Genomic DNA, 23,939 nt, shown 5'->3' on the forward strand with positions numbered 1-23,939 from the left:
ACGGGAGAATCAGAACCGGATCACCTGGCGGACGGCGGCGCCGTCGGCCAGGGAGTCCATGCCCTCGTTGATCTGGTCGAGCGTGATGACGCCGCTGATGAGCTTCTCCACCGGCAGGCGGCCGGCGCGCCACAGCTCGACGTACCGCGGGATGTCGCGCTGCGGGACGGCGGAGCCCAGGTAGCTGCCGATGATCGTGCGGGCCTCGGCGGTGAGCACCAGTGGGCTGATCTCCGAGCGTGCGGCGGGATTCGGCAGCCCGACGGTGACCGTCCGGCCGCCGACGGCGGTGGCGGCGACCGCGGATTCGAAGGCGCGGGGATGCCCGGCGGCCTCGATCACGACCGGCGCGCGAACACCGGCCTCGGCCAGTTCCGCAGGGGTGTAGGCGGCGTCGGCGCCGAGGGCGCGCACCTGCTCCAGCTTGGCGGGCTGCGCGTCGACGCCGATCACGCGGCCGACGGCACCGTCGGCCTGCAGGGACAGGGCGGTGAGGACGGCGGCCATGCCGACCCCGCCCAGGCCGATGACGATCACGTCGTCGCCGTCCGACGGGGCGCCGGCGTTGAGGACCGCGCCGCCGCCGGTGAGCACCGCGCAGCCCAGCACGGCCGCGATCTCCGGCGGCACGTCGGCATCCACGCGGGTCACCGACCGGGCGTCGACCACGGCGTGGGTCGCGAAGCCGGAGACGCCGAGGTGGTGGTGCACCTCCGCACCGTCGCGCGAGAGCCTCCGGCCGCCGCCCAGCAGCTCGCCGGCGTTGTTCGCGACGCTGCCGGGCGTGCACGGGAGCTGGCCGTCGGTGCGGCAGTTGGCGCACTCGCCGCAGCGGGGGAGGAAGGCCATCACCACACGGTCGCCGACCGCGACACCCTCCGTTCCGGGTCCGAGGGCTTCGACGATGCCCGCCGCCTCGTGCCCGAGCAGCATCGGGACCGGACGGACGCGGTTGCCGTCGACCACGGACAGGTCCGAGTGGCAGAGGCCGGCGGCCTCGATGCGGACGAGGAGCTCGCCGGGGCCCGGGGGCGCGAGCTCGAGCTCACCCACCGAGATCGGCGTCGACTGCGCGTACGGACGCGCGCGCCCGATCTCCTCCAGCACCGCTCCGCGGATCCGCATCAGTACTCGACCTCCAGTTCCGGCGACGTCGGCTTCGCCTGGCACCCCAGAATGTAGCCGTCCTCGGCGTCGTCGGGGTCGAGTCCGTCGGTCACCGCCATCTCGACGGTGCCCTTCGTCAGCCTGCACAGGCACGTGGCGCACTCGCCCGACTGGCAGGAGTAGGGCACGTCGTGGCCGTTGTTGATGAGCACGTCGACCAGGGACTCGCCCGCGGGCCACGGCACGGTGAACGTCGCGCCCAGGTTGTGGACGGTGACCTGCGGCGAGTCCGCGGCGACCTCCACCTCGTGCGGCACGATGTCGGCGAAGGCGTCGCCGGTGAGCGAGGCGTAGATCTCCTGATGCACCTGCTCGCGCGGGGTGCCGATGACCCTGCACGCCTCCTTGCAGGCGGCCATGAACTCGTCGCGGCCGCACAGGTACGTCGCGCGGGAGTGGTACGGCGTGAGGAGCGCGGCGAGCGTGTCCGCGTCGGGGATCCCGCGCTCGTCCTCCATCCACCAGATCACCGTGAGCCGCTCGTGCTCGGCCTCGAGCCGGGCGATCTCCGCGCGGAAGATGGTGTTGGCCGCGTCGGCGTTCGCGTACAGCAGCGCGACCGGCTGCGTACCCGCCTGCAGCGCCGCCGACAGGATCGACATGATCGGCGTGATGCCGCTGCCCGCCGCGAGCAGCAGCAGCGGCACGTCGAGACTCTCCGGCACGAAGACGCCCGACGGCGGCAGGACCTCCAGTTCGTCGCCGGCCGCGATGTTGTCGCAGAGCCAGTTCGAGGCGTACCCGTCGACGGTCCGCTTGACGGTCACGCCGGGCTTCGCGTCGTCGAAGGGGGAGGTGTACAGCGAGTACGACCGCGCGACGGATCCAGTCCGCTCGGACGGGACGCGGACGGTGACGAACTGCCCGGGCCGGTAATCCCACTCCGCGTCGAAGACGAAGGACTTCGCGAGCGCCGTCTCGTCGATCACCTCGGTGACGGTGACGATCTGACTGCGGCTCGAATGGGGGGTGAGGCTCATGCGTCCAGGTTATCGGCCGAGCGTGCGGTGGATTCTTCCCGCCCAGCGGGCACTATCGACCGCACGGGCCGGGCGAGTGCGGACTCAGCGTTCCCACAGCGGTCGTGACTACCGTGCATCCGGTGGATCATCCGTTGCCCGCCGCCGTCGCCGACGTCTGGGACCGCGTCGTCGCCGATGTCGCGGCCCGGTCGCCGGCCCCCGCCGCCTCCGTGCTGGTGGGCACGGCCGTCGCCGCCCTCGTCCTGGTCCTGTGGCGGCCGGCGTGGCGCCGGGCCGGGCACATCGTGACCATCGCCCACGAGGGCGGCCACGCCGTGACCGCCGTGGCGTGCGGGCGGCGGCTCAGCGGCATCCGGCTGCACTCCGACGCCTCCGGGCTCACCGTCTCCCGCGGCCGGCCCCGCGGGCCGGGCATGGTCGCGACGTTCGCGGCCGGATACCCCGCGCCCACGGTGATCGGCCTGGTCGCCGCCGTCCTGCTCTCCCGCGGCTATGCGCTCGCCGCGCTGTGGGCCGCCGTGCTCCTGCTGGCGCTGCTGCTGGTGCGGATCCGCAACGTCTTCGGCCTGTACGTGGTGGCGGCCGCCGCAGCGATCGTCGTGGCGGTCTCCTGGTGGGCGAATCCGGAGGCCAAGATCGCGCTGGCGCACCTCGGCACCTGGTTCCTCCTCTTCGGGGCACCCCGCGCCGTCGTCGAGCTGCACCGGATCCGCCGGCGCGGGCGGGGCCGCGAGAGCGACGCCGACCAGCTGGCGCGGCTGACGGGGATCCCCGGCGGCCTCTGGGTGGCCCTGTTCGCGGCGGCGACCGTCGGGGGAGCGGCGCTGGGTGTGCTCCTGCTCGCGGGCCGGGCCGGTCTGACTCCCGGCTGAGCGCCGAGGCGATGGACGGGAACCGGTCCTACAGTGGTGTAGATTTCGAGGCGGGAACTGACGTCCCGTTCACCGAAAGGGAGTGGACATGGCTCACGACGTGATCATCGTCGGCGCGGGGTTCGGCGGCATGGGGGCCGCTATCGAGTTGCTCGGCCGCGGCCGCAGCGACATCGTGATCCTCGAGCGGGAGGACGACCTGGGCGGGACGTGGCACGTCAACCACTACCCGGGCCTGTCCGTCGACATCGCCTCGGTCACCTACTCGTACTCCTTCGAGCCGAACCCGAACTGGTCCCGGCTCTACGCCCCGGGGTCCGAACTGAAGGCGTACGCGAGCCGCGTCGCCGACAAGTACGGCCTGCGCCCGCTCATGCGCTTCGGCGTCGAGGTCACCGGGGCCGAGTGGGACCCGCAGGCCGCGGAGTGGGAGGTCACCGTCGTGCGCGACGGTGGGCTGGAGCAGAAGCTCCGCACCCGCTACCTCATCACCGCCACGGGCTTCCTCAGCCAGCCCAAGCTGCCCGACATCGAAGGCATCGACGACTTCGCCGGCACCGTCATCCATAGCGCGAAGTGGGACGACGACGCCGACCTCGCCGGGCAGCGGATCGGCGTCATCGGCACCGGCGCGACCGGCGTCCAGCTCGTGCCCGAGCTGGCCAAGGTCGCGGGGCACCTCACCGTCTTCCAGCGCACCCCGATCTGGGTGGTGCCCAAGGTCGACTTCGCGGTCCCGGGCCCGGTGAAGGCGCTGTTCGGGGCGCTGCCGATCACTCAGCGGGCCGCGCGGCTCGCGAACTCCACCGCGCTCGAGGTGCTCAGCACCGTGGGCGTGCTCAACTACAAGTACGGCCACCGCTTCAACGACCTCGCCGCGGTGCTCGCCAAGGCGCACCTGCGGGCGCAGGTCCGCGACCCCGAGATCCGGAGGGCGCTCACCCCGTCGTACTCCTTCGGCTGCAAGCGGCCCACCTTCTCCAACACGTACTTCCCGACCTTCGAGCGGGAGAACGTGACGCTGGAGGCGTCGTCGATCGCCCGGGTGCTGCCGCACGGCATCGAGATGACGGACGGCACCGTCCACGAGCTCGACACCCTCGTGCTCGCCACCGGGTTCTCCTTGTGGGAGAAGAACTTCCCCGCGATCTCCGTCACCGGCCGGGATGGCCGCGACCTCGGCGAGTTCTGGCGCGAGGGCCGCTTCCAGGCCTACGAGGGCATGGCCGTGCCCAAGTTCCCCAACTTCTTCAGCCTGCACAGCCCCTACAGCTACACGGGCCTGAGCTACTTCTGGACCATCGAGGCGCAGATGGTGCACCTGCGCCGCGTCTTCGACGAGATCGACCGGCGCGGGGCGCGCACCGTCGAGGTGACGGAGCAGGCCAACGCGAAGTTCCTGGAGCGGATGAGCCACCGGCTCGAGCGGTCGGTGTTCCAGCTCGGGGCGTGCGAGGGCAGCCGCAGTTACTACTTCGATCCGCACGGCGAGGCGACGCTCCTGCGGCCGAGCTCGGTGGTCGGTGCCCGGCGCGACGCCCGCGCCTTCCCGATCGACGACTACGCGTTCGCGTAGCCGCCGACCGGGGCGGGTCTACTGCACCTGGAAGACGCCCGTGCAGGTCGACGGTGCCGCGCCCGGCACTCGCGGGGTGACGGTGCCGGTGAACTCGACGACGCCGGAGCCGGTCGCGACCTGCGGGAACCACATGGCGCGGTCGTCGGGGCCGAGGAGCTTGCCGCCGATCTCGGAGCCCGTCCTGCCCGTCGTGCGGTTCTTCCAGTCGACGCGCAGGTCGGTTGCGGTGGGCGCCGGGAACGGGGGAGTCCAGCGGCCGACGGAGACGTCGATCCTGCCCGGCACGGGGTGCAGGTACCCGTCGGAGCCGAGGCTGTGGCCGACGGAGACGTTGGCCCCGCGGTCGGGGGCGTTGCAGATCGGGAGCTGGGCTCCCGGGGCGGCCTGTGCGGCCGCGGGAAGCGCGAGTCCGGCGGCGAGTGCTGCACCGGCGGCGAGGGTGAGGGCGGAGCGGGTGTGAATCATGCGATCTCCTTTGCTCGGGTCATTGCCTTCGCATAGAAGTCGTCGGGGTGTTTGCGAGTGTTACAGCGCGTCCAGCATCGCGATCACCGCGTCGGCCGCCTTCGCGGGGGCGCCGGACTTCGCCGGCGCCAGGTCGTGCGCCGCCGCGACCTCGACGGTCGTCGTCGGCCCGGCGATGAGCGTCGCGGCTTCCGCGAGCTCCTCCGGCGAGGCGAACGGATCGCGCCGGCCGTGCACCAGCACCGTCGGGACGGTGATGTCCGGCAGGTGGGCCGTGCGCGCCTTCTCCGGGCGGCCCGGCGGGTGCAGCGGGTAGGAGAGCAGGACGAGGCCGTCCGGACGGTCGGGCCCCTCCGCGACGGCCATCGACGCCATCCGCCCGCCGTAGCTGTGCCCGCCCCACAGGACCGGGCCGCCGACCTCCAGAACGCGGGCGGTCTCGGCGAACGACGCCCGATCCGCCGGCTGGCCCGACGGCGACGGCGGGCCCTTCGGGCGCAGCCGCCGGAACGGCAGGTCGATGCGGACCGTGCGCACGCCGCGCTGGGCGAGTTCCTCGCCCAGCAGGCGCAGCATCGCCTGGTCGCGGTTGCCGCCCGCGCCGTGCGCGAGGATCAGCGTCGCGCGGACCGCGGACTCGGGGCCGTCGGGGTCGTGCATCGAGAGCCAGGTCACTCGATCAGCCTACGGTCTCGGATAACCTGCACCCATGAATGTTTCTGCGCAGGGCCCCCTCGCCGGGCTGAAGGTCGTCGAATTCGCGGGTCTGGGACCCGCCCCCCATGCGGCGATGCTGCTCGCCGACCAGGGCGCCGACGTCGTCTCGGTGCAGCGCCCCGGCGTCGGCGTGAACGGCATCACCGGCACCCCGTCGGGCGTCAAGCGCGGCCGCACCATCGTCGAGGCGGATCTGAAGAACCCCGACGACATCGCCACCATCCTCGACCTCATCGACCGGGCCGACGTCGTCGTCGAGGGCTTCCGCCCCGGCGTCATGGAGCGTCTCGGCCTCGGCCCCGACGTCGTGCTCGAGCGCAACCCCCGCATCGTCTTCGCCCGGATGACCGGCTGGGGCCAGGACGGCCCGTTCGCGCAGCGCGCCGGCCACGACATGAACTACATCTCCCTCACCGGCCTGCTGCACGCCATCGGCCGCAAGGGCGAGCGGCCCGTGCCGCCGCTCAACCTCGTGGGCGACTTCGCCGGCGGCTCGATGTTCCTCGTCTTCGGCGTGCTCGCCGCGCTGTACGAGCGGAACACGTCGGGCAAGGGGCAGGTCATCGACGTCGCGATGGTCGACGGTGCCTCCCTCATCGGGCAGATGCAGTGGGACTTCCGGGGACAGGGCATCTGGAGCGACGAGCGCGGCGTGAACACGCTCGACGGTGGGGCGCCGTTCTACGACACCTACGAGACCTCCGACGGCAAGTACGTGTCCGTCGGGGCGATCGAGCCCCAGTTCTTCGCCGAACTGCTCGACAAGCTGGGGCTCAAGCAGGAGGACCTGCCCTACCAGCTCGATCAGGCCCGCTGGCCCGAGCTGCGCGCCGCGATCGAGGCCGCACTGAAGACGCGGACCCGCGACGAGTGGGCCGAGGTGTTCTTCGACTCCGACGCCTGCGTCGCGCCGGTCCTCACCTTCGAGGAGGCCCCGAAGCACCCGCACATGGCCGCCCGGAAGAACCTGCAGGAGGTCGGGGGAGCGATGGCCCCGATGCCCGCGCCGCGCTTCTCCCGCACGCCCGCCGCGACGCCCGCGGCGCCGGATCCCACGGCCGTCGATCCGGCGACGATCTGGCGCGACTGATCGCCGGGTAGATCGGTGCCGAAACCGGCGCCGAACGCGGTCGCGCCGCGGGATTCGCGGCGTGACCGCCGACGACGTCGGTTTCGGGACGACCGCGGGGGCGGAATCCGGCCGCTGCGCAGGTGCTGCTATCCGACGACGAGCGTCGTGCCCGTGGCGCGGAGCGTGGAGCCCAGGTCGTAGAACAGCGAGCCGTTACGGGCGATCGGTCCGTCGAACGTGGCGGCGCGGCTGGCGATGCCGAGCGCGGCGTTGTCCGAGGTGCGGATCAGGGGGCCGCCGCTGTCGCCGACCTGGACGGGGATCGTGGTGGCGATGTAGCCGCCCTCCACGCTCACCACGGACCCGCAGCGCCAGCCCGACGAGACGCCCTGGCTGCACACCTGGTCGCCCGGGCGGGCGGTGCCCACCGAGCTCGGCCGGACCCGGCCGCCGGGCGCCGCCTTCGCGAGCTTCGGGTCGAGGGTGAACACGCCCCAATCGGGGGCGTCGGGCACGACGAAGGTGTCGGACTTGGTCAGCGCGGGCGCCGAGGAACCGGTGTTCACGCCGACGATCCGCCCGTCCACGACCACCTGCTGGCCCTGGGCGCCGCAGTGCCCGGCGTAGAGGCCCACGCGGGTGCCGTCGGGGCGCTGCCCGACGAAGCCGACGGTGCAGCCGCGGCCGTCGGCGACGTTGCCGACCAGCTTGGTCACGGTGAGCACGGAGCTGCCGGGCGTGACGGTCGCGACCGGCTCCGCCTGTGCGGCGACCGGGAGCAGCGCGGCGACGCCGCCGAGGACGGCTGCGGACGCGGCGGTGGTCCTCACGATCGACGTGATGGTGCGGCGCATGATCCTCCTCGGGTCGGCGCAAGACTGTGCGACGGTAGCGTGCCACACGCCACACCGCCTGTAAACCGAGTGATCGACGATGCGCGAGTTAAGTCAAGTGACCTGAGGTGCTGGATTGGCTCACTTCGCGGGCTTGGGTGTGACCCAGGTCGTGATCTTCGCGTGCACCACCTCGGTGCCCTTCTTGTCGCGCACGGCGATGTCGACGACCACGTCGCGCCCCGTCGTGATCGCATCCCAGTCGATCTCCTCGGCGAGGGTCGCGGTCGCGACGAGCGAGGACTCGGCCTTGGCCAGGTAATCCACCGTCATCGACTTGGGGAGCCAGCGGTGCGTGGCCGGCGTCGAGGCCTCCATCACCATGCCCATGCCGACCTCGGCGAGGTTGCAGGCGGCGATGGCGTGGAAGGTGCCGATGTGGTTCTGCACGAACCACCACTTGGGGCCGTGTACCACGGCGCGGCCGTACTCGATCTCGGAGATGTACGGCGTCACCGAGGCGAAGTACGGCGCCTTGAGTGAGGCGGCGGCGGAGAAGGCCAGCTTGCCGAGCGGCTTGTCGCTGAGGGTGCGCCACATCTTGTACGTGGTGGTGTCGGTCATGAGCGTTATCTTACCGCAGAGTAAGTTTGGTGCTCCGCCTGCGCATGCGCAACGCTCACGCGAGGTACGCTGACCGGCACACTCTAGTGAATGGGGAGATTGATGACCGGAAGTGGCTCGTACAACCAGGACCCGTACAACCAGGGCTCGGACAACCCGGGTCCGTCCGACCAGAGCCTGTACAGCCAGAATCCGTACGGGCAGACCGCTGCCGATGCCTACGGCTACCAGGCGCCCGCCTTCCCGGCCTACGGCCAGCCGGGCTATCCGCAACCGGGCTTCGGTGCGCTGGTGTCCGCGCCCGCGGGGCGGCCCGGGACCGTCCTCGCCGCCGCGGTTCTGCTCATCGTGGTCGGCCTGATCTGCGCGATCCTCGCCGCGCTCGCCGTCACCGGAACCGGCGCGGCGATCGAGGGCGAGAGCGGCGCGTTCGCGACCGGCTACCTCGGGGCGACGGTGCTGGGACTGCTGGGGTCGGTCGGGGGCGTCGTCACCGGCATCCTGCTGCTGGTCAAGCGGTCGCGCCTGATCGCGATCCTCGCGACGGTGTCGGCCGTCCTCATGGCGTTCACGTGCATCGGCCTGATCGCGACGATCGCGGTGCCGATCCTCCTGTGGGCACCGGCGGCGTCGCGCCGCTGGTTCACCGCCTGACGGGTCCTCGGGCCGGCGTTCGCCCGACCGTGCCCCGCCGGTCGCTCCGCGCTGCGGTGGATCAGCGGGGCGGGTTCGCCGCCAGGGTGTCGAAGCCCTCGCGGGCCAGCATGACGATGGTGGCGGAGATCCGCGGCCAGTACGGCGAGCGCACGTTCACGGGGGCGCCGTGGCCCGCACCGTCGAGCTCCACCAGCAGCGAGGGGGCGCCGAGCGCCCGCGCGGCCGCCACGAAGTCCACCGATTCGCCGGCCGGCACGATCGAATCCTCCGAGCCGTGGATGGCGACCGACGGCATGAGCGGGTCGATCCGCTGGATCGGGTTGGCCAGTGCGTACCGGTCCGGCACCCGGTCCGGCATGCCGCCGAGCGCCTTGCGCACGTGGTCGTTCAGGCGCGACGAGGTGCGCATGTCCAGTACGCCCGCCATGGAGACGAAGGCGCGCGGGGTCACCGTCGGACCGCCGCCCGCCGGCCAGGTCACCCCGGGCGATCCCGCGGGGAGCGTGCGGCGCGTGGCCGCCCACGCGGCGAGCTGGCCGCCCGCGCTGTGGCCGACCAGGATCACGTTCGTCGGGTCGAGAGCCGGCGCGGTCTCCGCGAGGGTGGGCACGAAGTCGACGGCGTACCCGACATCGGTGAACGTGGTGGGCCAGCCGCCGCCCGAGCCGACCCGCCGGTACTCGATGTTCCACACCGCGAGGCCCGCCGCCTGCAGTGCGCGGGCGACCTCGGCCATGTAGCCCGCGCTCGACCGGTTCTTCCAGCCTCCGCCGTGGATGAGCACGACGACGGGCAGGCTGCGCGGCGCATGGGTGCCGCGGGGGAGGTAGAGGTTGCCGTAGTTCTGGCGCGGATCGGCGTTCGGGGCGGCGTAGCGGTACCGGATCGCGTCGTCCCGGACGGCGGCGACGGGCCGCGCCTGGGCCCGGGGCTTCGACGCCGCCGCGGAGGAGTGCTGCGCGGCGCCGCCCGCGGGTTCGACGGCGCACCCGGCGCCCAGAATCACACCGGCGCACATCAGTACGGCCAGGAGCAGCGCGCCCGGCCTCGGCGCGACGCTCCGTTCGGTCATACCCGATATTCTTCCAGAGCACGCCGCCGCGACGAGTGTGACGCGAATCGCAGCGCCGGGATCGACCGGTTCGATTTGAAGATGCGGCCCCAGCAGTGCATACTGGTCGGGTTGCCTTGTCGGGCGGCGCGGTCCCGTGTGGACCGTCCCACCGGCTTCGGTATCGCCCGGCACCCCTCGCGGGAGCCACCGGAACACACGGCGGAGCATGAGCGCCAGCGCGACACGCCCGACCGCGTGGACCGGAGCAATTTGACACATGAACAGCGTCGATCGACTTCAGGCGGGATGCGTCCCGCGACGGGACACGTCCCGTGGATGATTCAGCTGTCCGTGTGTCTGGCAATACGTTTGAACACTTGACGGAAGAGGACACAGCGTGGCGGGACAGAAGATCCGCATCAGGCTCAAGGCCTATGACCATGAGGCGATCGACGCGTCTGCTCGGAAGATCGTCGAGACCGTGACCCGCACCGGCGCCCGCGTCGTCGGTCCCGTGCCGCTGCCGACGGAGAAGAACGTGTACTGCGTCATCCGCTCGCCGCACAAGTACAAGGACTCGCGCGAGCACTTCGAGATGCGTACGCACAAGCGGCTGATCGACATCCTGGACCCGACGCCGAAGACGGTCGACGCGCTGATGCGCATCGACCTGCCGGCCAGCGTCGACGTGAACATCCAGTAAGCGGCTGCGGAGAAACGATATGACTGAGAACAAGATCAAGGGAATCCTGGGCACCAAGCTCGGCATGACCCAGGTCTTCGACGAGAACAACCGGGTCGTCCCGGTCACCGTCGTCAAGGCCGGGCCGAACGTGGTCACCCAGATCCGTACCCAGGCCGCCGACGGCTACGACGCCGTGCAGCTCGCCTTCGGCGCGATCGACCCCCGCAAGGTGAACAAGCCCGTCTCGGGCCAGTTCGCCAAGGCCGGTGTCACCCCGCGTCGCCACATCGCCGAGCTGCGGCTCGCCGACGCCGATGCCGCCGCCGAGTACGAGGTGGGCCAGGAGCTGGGCGCCGACGTGTTCGAGGCGGGCAACTTCGTCGACGTCACCGGCATCAGCAAGGGCAAGGGCTACGCCGGCGTCATGAAGCGCCACGGCTTCGCCGGTCTCGGCGCCAGCCACGGCGCGCAGGCCGTGCACCGCGCCCCCGGTTCCATCGGTGGCTGCGCCACCCCGGGCCGCGTCTTCAAGGGCGTCCGCATGGCCGGCCGCATGGGCTCCGACAAGGTGACCACGCAGAACCTGTCCGTGTTCAAGGTGGACGCCGAGGCCGGCGTCCTGCTGATCAAGGGCGCCATCCCGGGCCGCAAGGGCGGCCTCGTGATGGTCCGTACCGCTGTGAAGGGTGGTGCTCGCGCATGAGCAAGCTGACTCTTGATGTCAAGACCGCCGACGGCAAGGTCGACGGCACCGTCGACCTCCCCGCCGAGATCTTCGACGTGGAGCCCAACATCGCGCTGATGCACCAGGTGGTCGTCGCGCAGCTCGCCGCTGCGCGCGCCGGCACCCACGCCACCAAGACCCGCGGCGAGGTCCGCGGCGGTGGCCGTAAGCCGTACCGCCAGAAGGGCACCGGCCGGGCTCGCCAGGGCTCGACCCGCGCGCCGCAGTTCGCCGGCGGTGGCACCGTCCACGGCCCGCAGCCGCGCGACTACAGCCAGCGCACCCCGAAGAAGATGAAGGCCGCCGCCCTGCGCGGTGCCCTCACCGACCGGGTTCGCGAGGACCGTATCCACGTCGTCACCGAGCTGGTGCCCGGCCAGGAGGCGTCGACCAAGTCGGCCCGCCTGTTCCTGGCCGCGCTGTCGGAGCGCAAGAAGTTCCTCGTGGTCGTCGGCCGCGAGGACCTGACCGCGCAGCGCAGCGTCCAGAACCTGCCGAACGCGAAGTGGATCTACGCCGACCAGCTCAACACCTACGACGTGCTCGACAGCGACGACGTGGTGTTCAGCCGTGAGGCTCTGGGTTCGTTCATCGCGAGCGCCACGAAGACCGAGGAGGCGAACGCCTGATGGCCACCGCAACCATCCCCGCCGACCCGCGGGACATCCTGCTCGCGCCGGTGATCTCCGAGAAGGCCTACGGCCTGATCGAGGAGAACACGTACACCTTCGTGGTGCACCCGGACGCGAACAAGACGCAGATCAAGATCGCCGTGGAGAAGGTCTTCGGCGTCAAGGTCGACAGCGTCAACACCTTGAACCGCCAGGGCAAGCGCAAGCGCACCCGTGCCGGTTACGGTCAGCGCAAGAGCACCAAGCGCGCCATCGTGACCCTGAGCGCCGATAGCAAGCCCATCGACATCTTCGGAGGCGCGAGCTAAATGGCTATCCGTAAGTACAAGCCGACCACTCCGGGTCGTCGTGGTTCGTCGGGCTCGACCTTCGACGAGATCACGCGTTCGACCCCGGAGAAGTCGCTGGTCCGCCCGCTGCACGGCCGCGGTGGCCGCAACGCGCACGGTCGTATCACCACCCGGCACAAGGGTGGCGGTCACAAGCGTGCGTACCGCGTCATCGACTTCCGTCGCCATGACAAGGACGGCATCAACGCCAAGGTCGCGCACATCGAGTACGACCCCAACCGCACCAGCCGCATCGCACTGCTGCACTACCTGGACGGCGAGAAGCGCTACATCCTCGCCCCCAAGGACCTGAAGCAGGGCGACGTGGTCGAGTCCGGCCCCAACGCCGACATCAAGCCGGGCAACGCCCTGCCGCTGCGCAACATCCCCGCCGGCACCGTGATCCACGCCGTCGAGCTGCGCCCCGGTGGCGGTGCCAAGATGGCCCGCTCGGCCGGTGCCAGCATCCAGCTGCTGGGCAAGGAGGGCGCCTACGCGACCCTGCGCATGCCCTCCGGTGAGATCCGTCGCGTCGACGTGCGCTGCCGCGCCACCGTCGGCGAGGTGGGCAACGCCGAGCAGAGCAACATCAACTGGGGCAAGGCCGGCCGCATGCGCTGGAAGGGCAAGCGCCCGACCGTCCGTGGTGTCGTCATGAACCCGGTCGACCACCCGCACGGCGGTGGTGAGGGTAAGACCTCCGGTGGCCGCCACCCGGTGAGCCCGTGGGGCAAGCCCGAGGGCCGCACCCGCAAGAACAAGGCGAGCGACAAGCTGATCGTCCGTCGCCGCAAGTCCGGTAAGAACAAGCGCTAGGAGGGAGTTAGAGAATGCCACGCAGCCTCAAGAAGGGCCCGTTCGTCGACGACCACCTCCTCGCGAAGGTCGACGTCCAGAACGAGAAGGGCACCAAGCAGGTCATCAAGACCTGGTCGCGTCGCTCCACCATCATCCCCGACTTCATCGGTCACACCTTCGCCGTCCACGACGGTCGCAAGCACGTGCCGGTGTTCGTCTCGGAGAACATGGTGGGCCACAAGCTGGGCGAGTTCGCCCCGACGCGGACGTTCAAGGGCCACATCAAGGACGACCGGAAGGGTAAGCGCCGCTAATGAGCAACGAAGCAGCCACCACCGCCAATCCGACCGCGTCGGCGACCGCGCGTTTCGTGCGCGTCACGCCCATGAAGGCCCGCCGCGTGATCGACCTGGTCCGCGGTAAGGACGCCGAGCAGGCGCTCGCCATCCTGCGGTTCGCTCCGCAGGCCGCGAGCGAGCCCGTCGCCAAGGTCCTCGCGTCGGCGATCGCCAACGCGCAGAACAACCTGGGTCTCGACCCGCGCACCCTGGTCGTCTCGGAGGCGTACGCCAACGAGGGCCCGACCATGAAGCGCATCCAGCCGCGGGCCCAGGGCCGCGCGTACCGGATCCGCAAGCGCACCAGCCACATCACCATCGTGGTGGAGTCGGTGGAGTCGAAGAAGCCCGCCGCCAGCCGCAACAGCCGGAAGGGAGCGTAAGCATGGGTCAGAAGATCAATCCCCACGGCTTCCGCCTCGGCATCACCACGGACTGGAAGTCCCGCTGGTACGCCGATAAGCAGTACTCGGAGTACGTCAAGGAAGACGTCGCGATCCGCAAGCGTCTGACCGACAGCCTGGAGCGCGCCGGCATCAGCAAGATCGAGATCGAGCGCACCCGGGACCGCGTGCGGGTGGACATCCACACCGCGCGTCCGGGCATCGTCATCGGCCGCCGCGGCGCCGAGGCCGATCGCATCCGCTCCGAGCTGGAGAAGCTGACCGGCAAGCAGGTTCAGCTGAACATCCTCGAGGTGAAGAACTCCGAGGCCGACGCCCAGCTCGTCGCGCAGGGCATCGCGGAGCAGCTGAGCAACCGCGTGGCGTTCCGCCGCGCGATGCGCAAGGCGATCCAGTCGGCGATGCGTCAGCCGAACGTCAAGGGCATCCGGGTCCAGTGCTCGGGTCGCCTGGGCGGCGCGGAGATGAGCCGCAGCGAGTTCTACCGCGAGGGCCGCGTGCCCCTGCACACGCTGCGCGCCGACATCGACTACGGCCTGCACGAGGCGAAGACCACCTTCGGGCGGATCGGCGTCAAGGTGTGGATCTACAAGGGCGACGTCGTGGGCGGCCGGCGCGAGCTGGCGGCACCGTCGAACGACGACCGTCGCGGCCCGCGGCGCGAGCGCCCGCAGCGCCCGCGCCGCAGCGGCGCGTCGGGCACGACCGCCACCAGCACCGAGGCCGGCCGGGCCGCAACGGAGGAGACTCCGGTGGCGGCGGCGCCTGCCGCAACGAACCAGGAGGGCTGACGCCATGTTGATCCCCCGTCGCGTCAAGCACCGTAAGCAGCACCACCCCAAGCGCTCCGGCGCTGCCAAGGGCGGCACCGCTGTGACCTTCGGTGACTACGGCATCCAGGCTCTCGAGCCCGCCTACATCACCAACCGACAGATCGAGTCCGCTCGTATCGCCATCAACCGCCACATCAAGCGTGGCGGCAAGGTCTGGATCAACATCTTCCCGGACCGCCCGCTCACCAAGAAGCCGGCCGAGACCCGCATGGGTTCCGGTAAGGGCTCGCCCGAGTGGTGGGTGGCGAACGTCAAGCCCGGTCGCGTGATGTTCGAGATGACCTACCCCAACGAGCAGATCGCTCGCGAGGCCCTGCGCCGCGCGCAGCACAAGCTCCCCTGCAAGACCCGCATCGTGACCCGAGAGGAGCAGTTCTGATGTCGAACACCGTCGCCGCTGATCTCCGCGGTCTGACCGCGGACGAGCTGGTGGAGAAGCTGCGCGAGGCCAAGGAGGAGCTGTTCAACCTGCGCTTCCAGATGGCCACCGGACAGATGAGCAACAACCGTCGCCTGCGCACCGTGCGTACCGACATCGCCCGGATCTACACGATCCTGCGCGAGCGGGAGCTCGGCCTGGCCTCGGGCCCGGAGGGTGACGCCGCATGAGCGAGAACGGAAGCAATGTGACCACCGAGCAGCGCAACAGCCGCAAGGTCCGGATCGGGTACGTCGTGTCCGACAAGATGGAGAAGACCATCGTCGTCGAGCTCGAGGACCGCGTGAAGCACTCCCTGTACGGCAAGATCATCCGCACCACCTCCAAGGTGAAGGCGCATGACGAGGAGGGCGTCGCCGGTGTCGGTGACCGCGTCCGGATCATGGAGACCCGTCCGCTGAGCGCCAGCAAGCACTGGCGCCTGGTGGAGGTGCTGGAGAAGGCCAAGTAGGCCCACCCGCACCGCACAGACGACGAAGGCCCCGTCCACTCCGCGAGGAGAGGACGGGGCCTTCGTGTTCGCCCGGGCCCGGCCGACGGTGCCCGCGGCGCGGTCCGGCGGCCGGGCGACGGCTCGGTCAGAGGTTCCGGCCGGCGTTGACGACCGCGGTGCAGGCGCCGTTGAGCCGGTCGAGCGCCGGGTTGGACCGCTGCCACGTGGCGTCACCACTGCGCCGGGCGGCGCGGTCGGCGGCGAGTGCGCGCGAGTACTCACCCAGCCGGGCCTGGTAGGTGCGCAGCGCGCCGGCCAGCTGCGGGTTCGACGAGGCCCGGGCGATGGTGCCGGGCAGCGTGCCGAGCTCGACGCGGAGCGCGTTCTGCTCGGCGTCGAGCTGCGGGGCGATCCCCTCCCAGGTCCAGCCGTCCTTCTGCGTGGCCTTGGCGGCGGCACGGCTCGCGGCCTGGCGCGGGGCGCGGTTGGCGTTCCACTGGTCGTACGCGGCGCGGGCGGCCGAGGTCGACGGTGCGCCGGGCGCGGTCGGCGCACCCGGGGCGGGGTTCGGGGCGGCGGCGGCGACGCCGGCGAGGGGAGTGGCGAGGGCGGCGGCGAGCAGGCCCGCGGAGACGGTGCGGGTGGCCCACGTGCGAATGGTCACGATGATTACCTCTCGATGTCAAATGTTGAACATCAAGAAGATAACCCGTCCGGGGGTGTCGGCGTACGGAAATGTTCGTGATATCGAACACTCCGTTCGCGGATCAGGAGCGTCGTGGGGTCAGGTGCAGATGCGCTTGACCGCTGTCGCGGCGTCGTTGAGCGCCGTGAACGCGGGGTTGCTCCTGCTCCACGTGGCGTCGCCCGAGCCGCGAGCGGACTGATCGGCGCGCAGTGCCTCCGAGTAGGCGTCCAGCTTGGTCTTGTAGTCGCTGATCGAGGTCTTGATCGTGGGAGCGAGATTCTCGGTGGCGATGATGCCGGGCAGCTTGTTCGTCTCCGTCGTGATGGCCGCGAACTCCGCGTTGAGCAGTCCGGTGATGCCCTCCCAGGTCCACTTCGGGTCCTTGGTGAAGTTGACGGTGGCCCGGCTGGCCACGACGCGCACGTCGTAGCCGGACTGCCACGACGCACACGCCGACTTCCCGGCGGCCGCCGCAGCGGCGGCACGCGAGGATGCGATGGTGCTCTGGTAGGCGGCCACGTCCTGCGGGTCGGCCGAACCGGTTCCCGAGACGGACCCGCAGCCCGCCAATGCGAGCAGCGACACCCCGGCGGCCAGCGCGGCGCCCCCACGGCCGCGGAACGGGTGGATCCTCGTACGTCCGGTCATCTTCTCGCCTCCCCTGGCGCGCGTCGACGTGCACGCCGTATGCCTGCATTGTCGCTCATGGGGCGCCTCCGCGTTCCACGAGGGTGCGAACGCGCAGTGTGTGAGCGTGGGCACTCCACCCCCGATTATGCGCGCCGGTCCGAACAGGTTTGCTATGCTGTCGAAGATGCGGGACGGTGACGTCCCGCGCCGTCGTAGGGCACCCGGGCCCCTGACTCGCCGAATGCGGCTCGAGCCCACTTCCCGGTTCTTTTCTTGCGGCGAACGGATGCGGCCACCGCCGCCTTCGCCACCCACCACCGTTAGGTATCTCCGCACTGTGAGCACCCCTGTGTCCGCTCGTTCCTTCGCCGACCTCGGCGTCCCCTCGAACCTCGTCGCCGCGCTCCACGACATGGACCGCAGCACCCCCTTCCCGATCCAGGCCGACACCCTGCCCGACACCCTCGCCGGCCGCGACGTGCTCGGCCGCGGCAAGACCGGCTCGGGCAAGACCCTGGCCTTCGCGATCCCGCTGGTCGCGCGCATCGCCGGGCACCGCGCTCCGGCGGGCAAGCCGTCCGGCCTGGTCCTCGCGCCGACGCGCGAGCTGGCCACCCAGATCACCGCGACCGTCGAGCCGCTGGCCCGCGCGGCCGGGCTGCGCGTGACCACGATCTTCGGCGGCGTCAAGCAGACCCGTCAGGAGCAGGCGCTGAGCAACGGGGTCGACATCGTCGTCGCGTGCCCGGGCCGTCTCGAGGACCTCATGCGCCAGCGCATCGTCGACCTCTCGCGCGTCGAGGTCACCGTGCTCGACGAGGCCGATCACATGGCCGACCTCGGCTTCCTCCCCGTCGTGACCCGGATCCTCGCCGCCACGCCCGCGGGTGGGCAGCGCATGCTGTTCTCCGCCACCCTCGACAACGGCGTCGACAAGCTGGTCCGCAAGTTCCTCACCGACCCGGTCTCGCACTCGGTCGACCCCGAGAACTCGCCGGTCGTCGCGATGACCCACCACGTCTTCGAGGTCGGCGGCAAGGACGACAAGAGCGAGCTCGTGCGCGCCCTCGCGTCGGGCACCGGCCGCCGGATCCTGTTCACCCGCACCAAGCACCAGGCGAAGAAGCTGGCCAAGCAGCTCACCGCGCAGGGCATCCCTGCGCGCGACCTGCACGGCAACCTCAGCCAGCCGCAGCGCGACCGCAACCTCGAAGCGTTCAGCTCCGGCGCGGCCCGCGTGCTCGTCGCCACCGACATCGCCGCCCGCGGCGTCCACGTCGACGACGTCGAGCTCGTCGTGCACGTCGACCCGCCCGCCGAGCACAAGGCCTACCTGCACCGCAGCGGCCGCACCGCCCGCGCCGGCAGCGAGGGCACCGTCGTCACCGTCATGACCCCCGAGCAGCGCAAGGACACCCAGACGCTGCTCAAGAAGGCCGCCATCACCGCGCGGCCCGTCGCCGTGACCGCGACGTCGCCCGTCGTCGTCGACCTGGTCGGTGAGGTCGCTCCGTACGTGCAGCCCGAGCCCGTCGCGCCGCCGCAGCAGCCGCGCCGCGCCGGCGGCGGCCACGCCCCGGGCCGGGGTCGCGCCGGGCGCGGCAAGGGCACGGGGCAGCGTGCCGACGGTGCCGCGCGCGGCCAGGGCGCGGGTCGGGGCCAGGGCTCCGGCCGCGGCCAGGGCCGTGGTCAGGCCGGCGGGCAGCAGCGCTCCGGCGCGCGGCAGGCACCGGCGGGCCAGGGCCGTCCGCAGGGCCAGGGCCGCGCCCAGCAGCCGCGCCGCCGCGCCACCCGCCCCGCGGGCTGATCCACCCCCGGCCGGCTCGCCCGCGGGCCGGCCCTGCCGCCCTCAGCGGGCCCGGAACCGGACTCAGCCGCGGGCGATCCGCAGGACCTCGTCCTCGGTGGGCGGGCTGGCGGCGTGGTGGCTCAGGCACATCGGCGCGTGCACGCGCACCGTCGTCGCGCCCGCGCCGAGGTAGAAGTCGCCCGCGCCCAGCGCGCCGATCCCGTCGAGCCGGCCTCCGCGGGCGGCCGCCACGTCCTTCGCGGCCTGGATCTGCACCGGCGCGTTGAGCTTGCCGTAGAAGTGCGTCGCGCTGTTGCCGACGATCTTGTCGTGCAGGCCCTTCGGCGCCTGCGTCGCGAACACCAGCCCCAGCCCGTACTTGCGGGCCTGTGAGGCCAGCAGCAGCGTCGACTCGGTGGACGGCTTCACCGCCCCCGACGGTGCGATCTGCTGCGCCTCGTCCATCACCAGCAGCCAGCCGAGCGGCTTCTCGCCCGCGGGGTGCCGCTTGATCCACGAGAACAGCGCCAGCTGCAGCTGCGCGACGAAGGTCTGCCGCTGCGTCTCGTCGGGCAGGCCGATGAGGCTGATCACCGAGACACGGGCGCGCTTGCCGTCCGCGGGGGTGAGGAGCGTCGCGGGGTCGACGGCCTCGCCGCTACCGCCGAGCAGCGGGTTGTTGATGAGCGCCGCCTGCAGGTTCGCGGCCAGCTCGGGCGCCAGCTTGTCGGCGCTCGCGAGGCTGCTGCGCGTGGAATCCCAGTCGGCGAGGAACGCGGCGTACCCGCGCACGTCGGCCCGGCCCACCTGCCGGCCGTACGCGTCGAGCGACTCGCGCAGGATCGCGCGCTGCTGTTCGCGCCGCGAGCCGCCGACGCCGACGTGCTGCTCGAGGGTGCTCGCGCACGCCTCGACGGCCATCGCGAAGCCCTCGCGGGCCTCCTGCGCCTCCAGGCCGTCGCCGTCCATGCCCGTGCGCAGCGCCGCGAAGTCCGGGATCGGCTGCAGCACCAGTGGTCGCGCCGACGGCCGGTTCGGCGTCCACACCACGACGTCGGTGTCGGCGAGGTAGGTGCGCGCCCGCTCGGCGTCGCCCTCCCACCAGCCCGACGGGGTCTCGGCCGGCGACCCCGGCCAGGCCTCGCCCAAGCGGGAGAGGTCGTTGTTCGGATCCAGCACGATCGCCGAGACGCCGCGGAGCGCGCACTCCTCGACGAGCCGGCGCAGCAGCACCGTCTTCCCCGACCCGGAACCCGCGAAGATCGCGGTGTGTTTGCGCAGCTCGACCGGGTCGACGGTGACGCGCGCCCCGTCCGGACCGAGGCCCACGGCGATCGCGCCGGCGACCGCCGGCGCCCCGACCGCCGTCACCGCCGGCGCCGTGGGTGCGGGTGCGGCGGACGGTGCGGCGGGCTCCGGCCGCGGGGCGGGCGGCCCGCCGAACATGACGTCGGCGACCGAGCTCGACAGCCCGCCGACGCGGCCGACCGCGTCGCCGGGGATCATCCCGCGGAGCCGGCGCGACCCCGGCGCCGGCCGGTCCGCGGCCGGTTTCCGATCCAGTCCCGCGAACATCCGCAGCCCGTGCGCCGGGCGCCGCGCGGCGAGCCACTCGTCGAGGCCGTCGGGCGCGTTCGCGATGATCCGGCTCAGCGCGTCGAGCGTCGCGAGGTCCGCCTCGTCCAGGGGGAGCAGCTCGGCGCCGCGCTCCACCGCGTCGGCGATCACCGACGAGGCCTTCGGGCTGGTCGGCCAGGGTGTGGACCGCAGCAGGTAGAGCTTGCGCCGGTCCATCCCCGCCGCCACGCCCGCCGCGGTCGCGGCGCTCTGCACCCGGTTGGTGGTGGCGACGGCGTTCGCCGCGGGGATCGCGCGGAACGCCCAGTGCTGCTCGTCCTCGACGCGGCCGGGCAGCCGGCGCCGCAGCCGGCCGTCGAGCTGCTTGTTGCCGCGCTCGATCTGGAAGCCGTCGCCGCCGTCCTCGCGGGTCCACGCCCGCAGGCCCGCCTCGATGAGCGCGCCCATGCGCTTGTCGGCGGCGGTCTGGTCGGTCGCCACGTCGCCGACGCGGGCGCGCAGGCGCAGCGCGTCGAACTGCTCGTCGATGCGGGAGAGCAGATCGACCGGCGGGGCCACGGGATCCGGGACGGGCACCGTCGGCGCGGTGTCGGGGGTCGACGGTGCCGGGCGCGCCGGCCCGTCGTCGAACGACGCGAGCTCGAAGTCGGTGCGGGTGGTGACGCACGCCCGGATGTGCGCGTCGACCTTGGTGAGCAGGTCGCGCGGGGTGTGGTGCACCGCGGTCGCGAACGCCTCCGGCGCGATCGGCCACGTGGGGTGCGGCGGCGCGAACTCCTTCGACCGGTACGCGGCCGTCAGCCGCCGCTCGACGATGGCGCGGGCGATGGCACCGTCGGGCAGCGACTTGAGCGGGCCCACCACCCGGAACCGGGCCGCGACCGAGGCGGTGGCGCGGCTGGACAGGGTCTCCCAGGCCGTCGGCAGCATGCACGCGACGGTCACCGTGCGATACAGGCCCTGCCGCAGCGACATCAGGCCGTGGCCGACCTGCTCGATGACCTCGCCCTCCGCGGCGTCGGGCGCGGTGAGCGTGGCCGCCGACTGCGCGAGCAGGGTGTCGATCTGGTCGACGGCGAAGACCGTCGCGGCCGTCTCCGCCATGAACGCGGAGATCGCGCGCACCGTCTCCACCGCGGGGAAGCCGTGCGCGGGCAGCCCCCAGTGCAGGCGCTCGGCGGCGGTCTCCTCGACCTCGATGTCGTCGAGGAACGCCGAGCCCAGGTCCGCGAGGCGGGTGTCGGGGGAGCCCAGCAGCACCAGCGCGCGGAGCACGCCGTGGTACTGCCGCACCTGCGGGCGGCGCTTGCTCATGGCGGCGACCAGCGCGTCCAGCCCCGCCGGCGTCGGCACCGCGTCGCCCGAGAACTCGCGGCGGTGCGCCCGCGAGAGTCCCGCCTCGTCGGAGAGCAGCCACAGCAACTGGGCCAGCTGGGTCTCGTGGTCGCGGGCGGGCCGCAGCAGCGAACTGCGCAACGACGTCAGGGCGGCGCGCCAGAAGTCGGAGGCGTCCAGCAGCTCCAACAGCACGAAGTAGTGCCCGGCGGCCTGCACCTCGGACCGGAACCGGGTGAGCAGGTGCGTCTTGCCGGTGCCCGCGTTGCCCGTGATCACCAGCCCGGTCGGGGAGGCGCCCGTCGAGGCGACCGCATCGCCCAGGGCGTCCTCGAGGTCCTCCCAGACGTCGGTGTGCAGGCCGTCGACGTGCGTGTCCGCCGACGCCGCGTCCCACACCTCCTCGTAGGTGGGCGCCCAGCTCAGGCGGACGGAACGCAGCGCCGCGCGCTGCACATCGGAGAGCGTCATCGAGTGATCCGTATCGCGTGCAGGGGACGGCCGCCCAGCTGCAGCGCGGCGGCGTGATCGTCCGGGGTGAGGGCCTTGAGGTTGTCCTCGGCGACGATGTGCACGCCGGGTTCGGGGTACAGGGCGCGCAGGCCCTCGTCGACGACGGTGCGCGGCACGCCGGCCAGCGCCGCGCGGAGGTCGCGCAGCGCCACCCACGCGCCCGGCACCGCGATGCGGCGGTAGGCCTCCCGGACCCGCGCCGACGGCGGACCGTCGGGCGGTGCGGCCGGGGGCGGCGCCGGAACGGGCTCCGGGGCGGGCTCCGGAACGGCGGACGGGGCGTCGGCCGGCGTGACCACCTCGCCGAGCGCGAGGGATTCGCGGCGCAGGTACCGGCCGATGCCGGCGGCGAAGGTGAACAGCGCGCGCAGCTGCGGGGTCGCGCGGGGCGGCGGCGGCGCCTCGAGCAGCGCGGCCGCCGCCGCCCAGCCCCGGTCGGTGAGGGACAGCAGCAGCGCGCGGCGCTCGCCGACCTCCACGTCCAGCAGGCCGCGCTCGACCAGTTTGCGCCGCGACGGGGCCTCGAGCGCGGGGCCGAGCAGCTTGAGGTCGGGGTTGCGCACCGGTTCCGCGGCGGACGCGAGCACCAGCAGCACAGCGGATTCCGTGCCCGTGAGGCCCGCGATCGACTCGCTCATCACGCACCCCTCCCGTGGCCCGTTCCCGTTGCAGTCACCAATCTACGGATGATCGCCAACGATTCCGCGAGGTCGTCCAGGATCCGCGTGTTGGTCAGCCGCAGCACCCGGAATCCCGCCAGCATGAGGTCGGCGTCGCGGCGCCGGTCCGCCTCGTACCTGTCGTTCGCCCGGTGGCCGGGGCCGTCGACCTCCACCACGAGTCGCGGCTGCGGGAACAGCAGGTCGACGCGGACGGGCCGGGCCGGTGCACCCAGGTCGACGGCGTAGTTCCAGTGCCGGGCCACGGCCCACGCCTGGCCCACCAATCCGCGCTCGAGGTGCTGCTCCGCCGCGCTCGCGGGGTGCGGCCGGCCGGCCACGGGCGGGTACACGGGCAGCGGCTCGAGTCCGGCCGTGAACTCCGACGGTTCCGGTCGCAGCTCGGCGACCACCGGCGGACCGTCGACGACGGGGAACCGGTCGAGCGGCGCGGCGCCCGGCCCGAACAGCCAGACGGTGCTGTCGCCGCGCGCGAGCCACCGCGCGGCCGCGGACAGCGCGTCGCCGAGGTGCGGGGCGAGCGGTCGCTCCACCTCGATCGCGAGGGCGACGCCGGGTGCGTGGTAGCTGCGCGTGAGCGCGAACTCGAGGGCGCCGCGCCGGTCGGCGGCGGGCAGTTCGGCGAAGCCGCAGGCCGATTCGGGTCGCAGCGCCGCGGTGGCGAGCGCGCCCAGCGCGGTGGCGATCGCGCCGCTGCTGCGGGCGGACGCGATCTCGCGGGCGCCGAACCGGTCGAGGGTGCCGGCGGACGCGGGGCGGATCGCCGGGTCGGGCAGCCAGGCGGGGAACACCTCGAAGGCCACCGCGACCGCGCGGCTCAGCACGTCGTCGATGATCGCGCCGGGGGAGGAGGGCAGGGGCAGCGTGAGCCCGGGGAAGACCACGACCGGGTCCTGCGGTCCGCGGCGCTCGGCGGCGGACGCGAGCGCTGCGGCGGACGTGCCCCGCAGTCGCGCGACACCGCCCACGGGCAGATCGGAGAGCTGCACCCTTGAACGATAGCCCGCTCGGATTCGACATCTACCTGCGACTTCCCCTATCATGGACGGGTTGCCTGCGGCCCTGCGCCGCAAGTGACGGACCGCGCG

At 72.1% G+C, this 23,939-nt stretch carries 28 protein-coding genes; 16 read left to right on the forward strand and 12 right to left on the reverse strand.

The window, feature by feature from the left end; translation table 11 throughout:
* Positions 1-9 precede the first annotated feature (9 nt).
* Both ELY19_RS12140 and ELY19_RS12145 read right to left on the reverse strand, forming a co-directional pair.
* Positions 10-1,125 (reverse strand): alcohol dehydrogenase catalytic domain-containing protein, encoded by a 1,116-nt coding sequence (locus ELY19_RS12140; protein ID WP_126196430.1) that lies wholly within the window; start codon positions 1,123-1,125, stop codon positions 10-12.
* Positions 1,125-2,147 (reverse strand): ferredoxin--NADP reductase, encoded by a 1,023-nt coding sequence (locus tag ELY19_RS12145; protein ID WP_126196431.1) that lies wholly within the window; start codon positions 2,145-2,147, stop codon positions 1,125-1,127. The genes ELY19_RS12140 and ELY19_RS12145 overlap by 1 nt, the downstream gene beginning before the upstream one ends.
* A gap of 122 nt (positions 2,148-2,269) precedes the next feature.
* Between ELY19_RS12145 and ELY19_RS12150 the strand changes: the two genes are divergently transcribed.
* A complete protein-coding gene (locus ELY19_RS12150) occupies positions 2,270-3,022 on the forward strand; it encodes a M50 family metallopeptidase (protein ID WP_227966780.1) in 753 nt (250 codons plus the stop codon).
* Between the two features lie 88 nt (positions 3,023-3,110).
* Positions 3,111-4,598 carry a flavin-containing monooxygenase gene (locus ELY19_RS12155; protein WP_126196432.1) on the forward strand — a complete coding sequence of 496 codons (1,488 nt, stop codon included), beginning with the start codon at positions 3,111-3,113 and terminating at the stop codon, positions 4,596-4,598.
* 18 nt (positions 4,599-4,616) lie between these two features.
* Here ELY19_RS12155 and ELY19_RS12160 read toward each other — a convergent pair whose 3' ends face one another.
* Both ELY19_RS12160 and ELY19_RS12165 read right to left on the reverse strand, forming a co-directional pair.
* Positions 4,617-5,066 carry a hypothetical protein gene (locus tag ELY19_RS12160; RefSeq protein ID WP_126196433.1) on the reverse strand — a complete coding sequence of 150 codons (450 nt, stop codon included), beginning with the start codon at positions 5,064-5,066 and terminating at the stop codon, positions 4,617-4,619.
* 60 nt (positions 5,067-5,126) lie between these two features.
* Positions 5,127-5,741 carry an alpha/beta hydrolase family protein gene (locus tag ELY19_RS12165; protein ID WP_126196434.1) on the reverse strand — a complete coding sequence of 205 codons (615 nt, stop codon included), beginning with the start codon at positions 5,739-5,741 and terminating at the stop codon, positions 5,127-5,129.
* A gap of 34 nt (positions 5,742-5,775) precedes the next feature.
* Here ELY19_RS12165 and ELY19_RS12170 point away from each other — a divergent pair, with 34 nt between their 5' ends.
* Positions 5,776-6,873 carry a CaiB/BaiF CoA transferase family protein gene (locus ELY19_RS12170; RefSeq protein WP_126196435.1) on the forward strand — a complete coding sequence of 366 codons (1,098 nt, stop codon included), beginning with the start codon at positions 5,776-5,778 and terminating at the stop codon, positions 6,871-6,873.
* A 128-nt stretch (positions 6,874-7,001) separates the two neighbouring features.
* On the opposite strand, the gene ELY19_RS12175 is transcribed toward ELY19_RS12170, so the two are convergent.
* Together ELY19_RS12175 and ELY19_RS12180 are read right to left on the reverse strand one after the other, a co-directional pair.
* Positions 7,002-7,709 (reverse strand): chymotrypsin family serine protease, encoded by a 708-nt coding sequence (locus ELY19_RS12175; RefSeq protein ID WP_126196436.1) that lies wholly within the window; start codon positions 7,707-7,709, stop codon positions 7,002-7,004.
* 120 nt (positions 7,710-7,829) lie between these two features.
* Positions 7,830-8,312 (reverse strand): hotdog fold domain-containing protein, encoded by a 483-nt coding sequence (locus ELY19_RS12180; protein WP_126196437.1) that lies wholly within the window; start codon positions 8,310-8,312, stop codon positions 7,830-7,832.
* Positions 8,313-8,414: 102 nt separating this feature from the next.
* Here ELY19_RS12180 and ELY19_RS12185 point away from each other — a divergent pair, with 102 nt between their 5' ends.
* Positions 8,415-8,966, forward strand: a complete 552-nt coding sequence (locus tag ELY19_RS12185; RefSeq protein WP_126196438.1) for a hypothetical protein — start codon at positions 8,415-8,417, stop codon at positions 8,964-8,966.
* Between the two features lie 61 nt (positions 8,967-9,027).
* Here ELY19_RS12185 and ELY19_RS12190 read toward each other — a convergent pair whose 3' ends face one another.
* Positions 9,028-10,041, reverse strand: a complete 1,014-nt coding sequence (locus ELY19_RS12190) for an alpha/beta hydrolase family protein (RefSeq protein WP_126196439.1) — start codon at positions 10,039-10,041, stop codon at positions 9,028-9,030.
* Between the two features lie 379 nt (positions 10,042-10,420).
* Here ELY19_RS12190 and rpsJ point away from each other — a divergent pair, with 379 nt between their 5' ends.
* The 11 genes from rpsJ to rpsQ are packed head-to-tail and all read left to right on the forward strand — an operon-like array spanning position 10,421 to position 15,656.
* Complete coding sequence (gene rpsJ / locus ELY19_RS12195) at positions 10,421-10,726, forward strand: 30S ribosomal protein S10 (protein ID WP_003938093.1); 306 nt, start codon at positions 10,421-10,423, stop codon at positions 10,724-10,726.
* Positions 10,727-10,745: 19 nt separating this feature from the next.
* Positions 10,746-11,411 (forward strand): 50S ribosomal protein L3, encoded by a 666-nt coding sequence (gene rplC, locus ELY19_RS12200; protein WP_126196440.1) that lies wholly within the window; start codon positions 10,746-10,748, stop codon positions 11,409-11,411.
* Positions 11,408-12,061, forward strand: a complete 654-nt coding sequence (gene rplD, locus ELY19_RS12205; RefSeq protein WP_126196441.1) for a 50S ribosomal protein L4 — start codon at positions 11,408-11,410, stop codon at positions 12,059-12,061. Before rplC ends, rplD begins: the two co-directional genes overlap by 4 nt.
* On the forward strand, positions 12,061-12,372 hold the full coding sequence (rplW, locus tag ELY19_RS12210; RefSeq protein ID WP_068522672.1) for a 50S ribosomal protein L23: 312 nt from the start codon (positions 12,061-12,063) through the stop codon (positions 12,370-12,372). Before rplD ends, rplW begins: the two co-directional genes overlap by 1 nt.
* The gene (rplB, locus tag ELY19_RS12215) at positions 12,373-13,209 is read left to right on the forward strand and encodes a 50S ribosomal protein L2 (RefSeq protein ID WP_126196442.1); all 837 of its coding nucleotides are present in this window, start codon (positions 12,373-12,375) and stop codon (positions 13,207-13,209) included.
* Positions 13,210-13,223: 14 nt separating this feature from the next.
* Positions 13,224-13,505: a 30S ribosomal protein S19 gene (gene rpsS / locus ELY19_RS12220; protein ID WP_019202328.1), complete on the forward strand. Its 282-nt coding sequence runs from the start codon at positions 13,224-13,226 to the stop codon at positions 13,503-13,505.
* Positions 13,505-13,912: a 50S ribosomal protein L22 gene (rplV, locus tag ELY19_RS12225; RefSeq protein WP_126196443.1), complete on the forward strand. Its 408-nt coding sequence runs from the start codon at positions 13,505-13,507 to the stop codon at positions 13,910-13,912. Before rpsS ends, rplV begins: the two co-directional genes overlap by 1 nt.
* Before the next feature lie 2 nt (positions 13,913-13,914).
* On the forward strand, positions 13,915-14,724 hold the full coding sequence (gene rpsC, locus ELY19_RS12230) for a 30S ribosomal protein S3 (protein ID WP_126196444.1): 810 nt from the start codon (positions 13,915-13,917) through the stop codon (positions 14,722-14,724).
* Between the two features lie 4 nt (positions 14,725-14,728).
* Complete coding sequence (rplP, locus tag ELY19_RS12235) at positions 14,729-15,145, forward strand: 50S ribosomal protein L16 (protein WP_019202331.1); 417 nt, start codon at positions 14,729-14,731, stop codon at positions 15,143-15,145.
* Positions 15,145-15,375, forward strand: a complete 231-nt coding sequence (rpmC, locus tag ELY19_RS12240; protein WP_013128010.1) for a 50S ribosomal protein L29 — start codon at positions 15,145-15,147, stop codon at positions 15,373-15,375. The genes rplP and rpmC overlap by 1 nt, the downstream gene beginning before the upstream one ends.
* Positions 15,372-15,656, forward strand: a complete 285-nt coding sequence (gene rpsQ / locus ELY19_RS12245; RefSeq protein ID WP_126196445.1) for a 30S ribosomal protein S17 — start codon at positions 15,372-15,374, stop codon at positions 15,654-15,656. The genes rpmC and rpsQ overlap by 4 nt, the downstream gene beginning before the upstream one ends.
* A 127-nt stretch (positions 15,657-15,783) precedes the next feature.
* Here rpsQ and ELY19_RS12250 read toward each other — a convergent pair whose 3' ends face one another.
* Both ELY19_RS12250 and ELY19_RS12255 read right to left on the reverse strand, forming a co-directional pair.
* Positions 15,784-16,302 (reverse strand): hypothetical protein, encoded by a 519-nt coding sequence (locus tag ELY19_RS12250; RefSeq protein ID WP_126196446.1) that lies wholly within the window; start codon positions 16,300-16,302, stop codon positions 15,784-15,786.
* 120 nt (positions 16,303-16,422) lie between these two features.
* Positions 16,423-16,974 (reverse strand): hypothetical protein, encoded by a 552-nt coding sequence (locus tag ELY19_RS12255; RefSeq protein WP_126196447.1) that lies wholly within the window; start codon positions 16,972-16,974, stop codon positions 16,423-16,425.
* Between the two features lie 394 nt (positions 16,975-17,368).
* Here ELY19_RS12255 and ELY19_RS12260 point away from each other — a divergent pair, with 394 nt between their 5' ends.
* Positions 17,369-18,763 carry a DEAD/DEAH box helicase gene (locus ELY19_RS12260; protein WP_227967321.1) on the forward strand — a complete coding sequence of 465 codons (1,395 nt, stop codon included), beginning with the start codon at positions 17,369-17,371 and terminating at the stop codon, positions 18,761-18,763.
* Positions 18,764-18,826: 63 nt separating this feature from the next.
* Here ELY19_RS12260 and ELY19_RS12265 read toward each other — a convergent pair whose 3' ends face one another.
* From ELY19_RS12265 to ELY19_RS12275, 3 genes are read right to left on the reverse strand one after another with little or no spacing between them, the layout of a single operon-like run.
* Entirely contained in the window at positions 18,827-22,129 is a 3,303-nt protein-coding gene (locus ELY19_RS12265) for a helicase HerA domain-containing protein (RefSeq protein WP_227966782.1), read from the reverse strand.
* The gene (locus tag ELY19_RS12270) at positions 22,126-22,809 is read right to left on the reverse strand and encodes a hypothetical protein (RefSeq protein ID WP_126196448.1); all 684 of its coding nucleotides are present in this window, start codon (positions 22,807-22,809) and stop codon (positions 22,126-22,128) included. Before ELY19_RS12270 ends, ELY19_RS12265 begins: the two co-directional genes overlap by 4 nt.
* Positions 22,809-23,840 carry an endonuclease domain-containing protein gene (locus ELY19_RS12275; RefSeq protein WP_126196449.1) on the reverse strand — a complete coding sequence of 344 codons (1,032 nt, stop codon included), beginning with the start codon at positions 23,838-23,840 and terminating at the stop codon, positions 22,809-22,811. Before ELY19_RS12275 ends, ELY19_RS12270 begins: the two co-directional genes overlap by 1 nt.
* Positions 23,841-23,939 lie beyond the last annotated feature (99 nt).

The organism is Tsukamurella paurometabola, assembly GCF_900631615.1.
In the GTDB taxonomy this organism is placed as follows: domain Bacteria; phylum Actinomycetota; class Actinomycetes; order Mycobacteriales; family Mycobacteriaceae; genus Tsukamurella; species Tsukamurella paurometabola_A.

Bases quoted from the DNA above. Each gene is read 5' to 3' on its own strand.
- ELY19_RS12190 (WP_126196439.1), bottom strand. From the start codon at position 10,041: ATGACCGAACGGAGCGTCGCGCCGAGGCCGGGCGCGCTGCTCCTGGCC.
- rpsC (WP_126196444.1), top strand. From the start codon at position 13,915: ATGGGTCAGAAGATCAATCCCCACGGCTTCCGCCTCGGCATCACCACG.
- rpsS (WP_019202328.1), top strand. From the start codon at position 13,224: ATGCCACGCAGCCTCAAGAAGGGCCCGTTCGTCGACGACCACCTCCTC.
- rplP (WP_019202331.1), top strand. From the start codon at position 14,729: ATGTTGATCCCCCGTCGCGTCAAGCACCGTAAGCAGCACCACCCCAAG.
- ELY19_RS12270 (WP_126196448.1), bottom strand. From the start codon at position 22,809: ATGAGCGAGTCGATCGCGGGCCTCACGGGCACGGAATCCGCTGTGCTG.
- ELY19_RS12185 (WP_126196438.1), top strand. From the start codon at position 8,415: ATGACCGGAAGTGGCTCGTACAACCAGGACCCGTACAACCAGGGCTCG.
- ELY19_RS12175 (WP_126196436.1), bottom strand. From the start codon at position 7,709: ATGCGCCGCACCATCACGTCGATCGTGAGGACCACCGCCGCGTCCGCA.
- rplV (WP_126196443.1), top strand. From the start codon at position 13,505: ATGAGCAACGAAGCAGCCACCACCGCCAATCCGACCGCGTCGGCGACC.
- rpsQ (WP_126196445.1), top strand. From the start codon at position 15,372: ATGAGCGAGAACGGAAGCAATGTGACCACCGAGCAGCGCAACAGCCGC.
- ELY19_RS12155 (WP_126196432.1), top strand. From the start codon at position 3,111: ATGGCTCACGACGTGATCATCGTCGGCGCGGGGTTCGGCGGCATGGGG.
- rplD (WP_126196441.1), top strand. From the start codon at position 11,408: ATGAGCAAGCTGACTCTTGATGTCAAGACCGCCGACGGCAAGGTCGAC.
- ELY19_RS12180 (WP_126196437.1), bottom strand. From the start codon at position 8,312: ATGACCGACACCACCACGTACAAGATGTGGCGCACCCTCAGCGACAAG.
- rplB (WP_126196442.1), top strand. From the start codon at position 12,373: ATGGCTATCCGTAAGTACAAGCCGACCACTCCGGGTCGTCGTGGTTCG.
- ELY19_RS12255 (WP_126196447.1), bottom strand. From the start codon at position 16,974: ATGACCGGACGTACGAGGATCCACCCGTTCCGCGGCCGTGGGGGCGCC.
- ELY19_RS12160 (WP_126196433.1), bottom strand. From the start codon at position 5,066: ATGATTCACACCCGCTCCGCCCTCACCCTCGCCGCCGGTGCAGCACTC.
- rpmC (WP_013128010.1), top strand. From the start codon at position 15,145: ATGTCGAACACCGTCGCCGCTGATCTCCGCGGTCTGACCGCGGACGAG.
- ELY19_RS12260 (WP_227967321.1), top strand. From the start codon at position 17,369: ATGGACCGCAGCACCCCCTTCCCGATCCAGGCCGACACCCTGCCCGAC.
- ELY19_RS12170 (WP_126196435.1), top strand. From the start codon at position 5,776: ATGAATGTTTCTGCGCAGGGCCCCCTCGCCGGGCTGAAGGTCGTCGAA.
- ELY19_RS12265 (WP_227966782.1), bottom strand. From the start codon at position 22,129: ATGACGCTCTCCGATGTGCAGCGCGCGGCGCTGCGTTCCGTCCGCCTG.
- rplC (WP_126196440.1), top strand. From the start codon at position 10,746: ATGACTGAGAACAAGATCAAGGGAATCCTGGGCACCAAGCTCGGCATG.
- ELY19_RS12140 (WP_126196430.1), bottom strand. From the start codon at position 1,125: ATGCGGATCCGCGGAGCGGTGCTGGAGGAGATCGGGCGCGCGCGTCCG.
- rplW (WP_068522672.1), top strand. From the start codon at position 12,061: ATGGCCACCGCAACCATCCCCGCCGACCCGCGGGACATCCTGCTCGCG.
- ELY19_RS12145 (WP_126196431.1), bottom strand. From the start codon at position 2,147: ATGAGCCTCACCCCCCATTCGAGCCGCAGTCAGATCGTCACCGTCACC.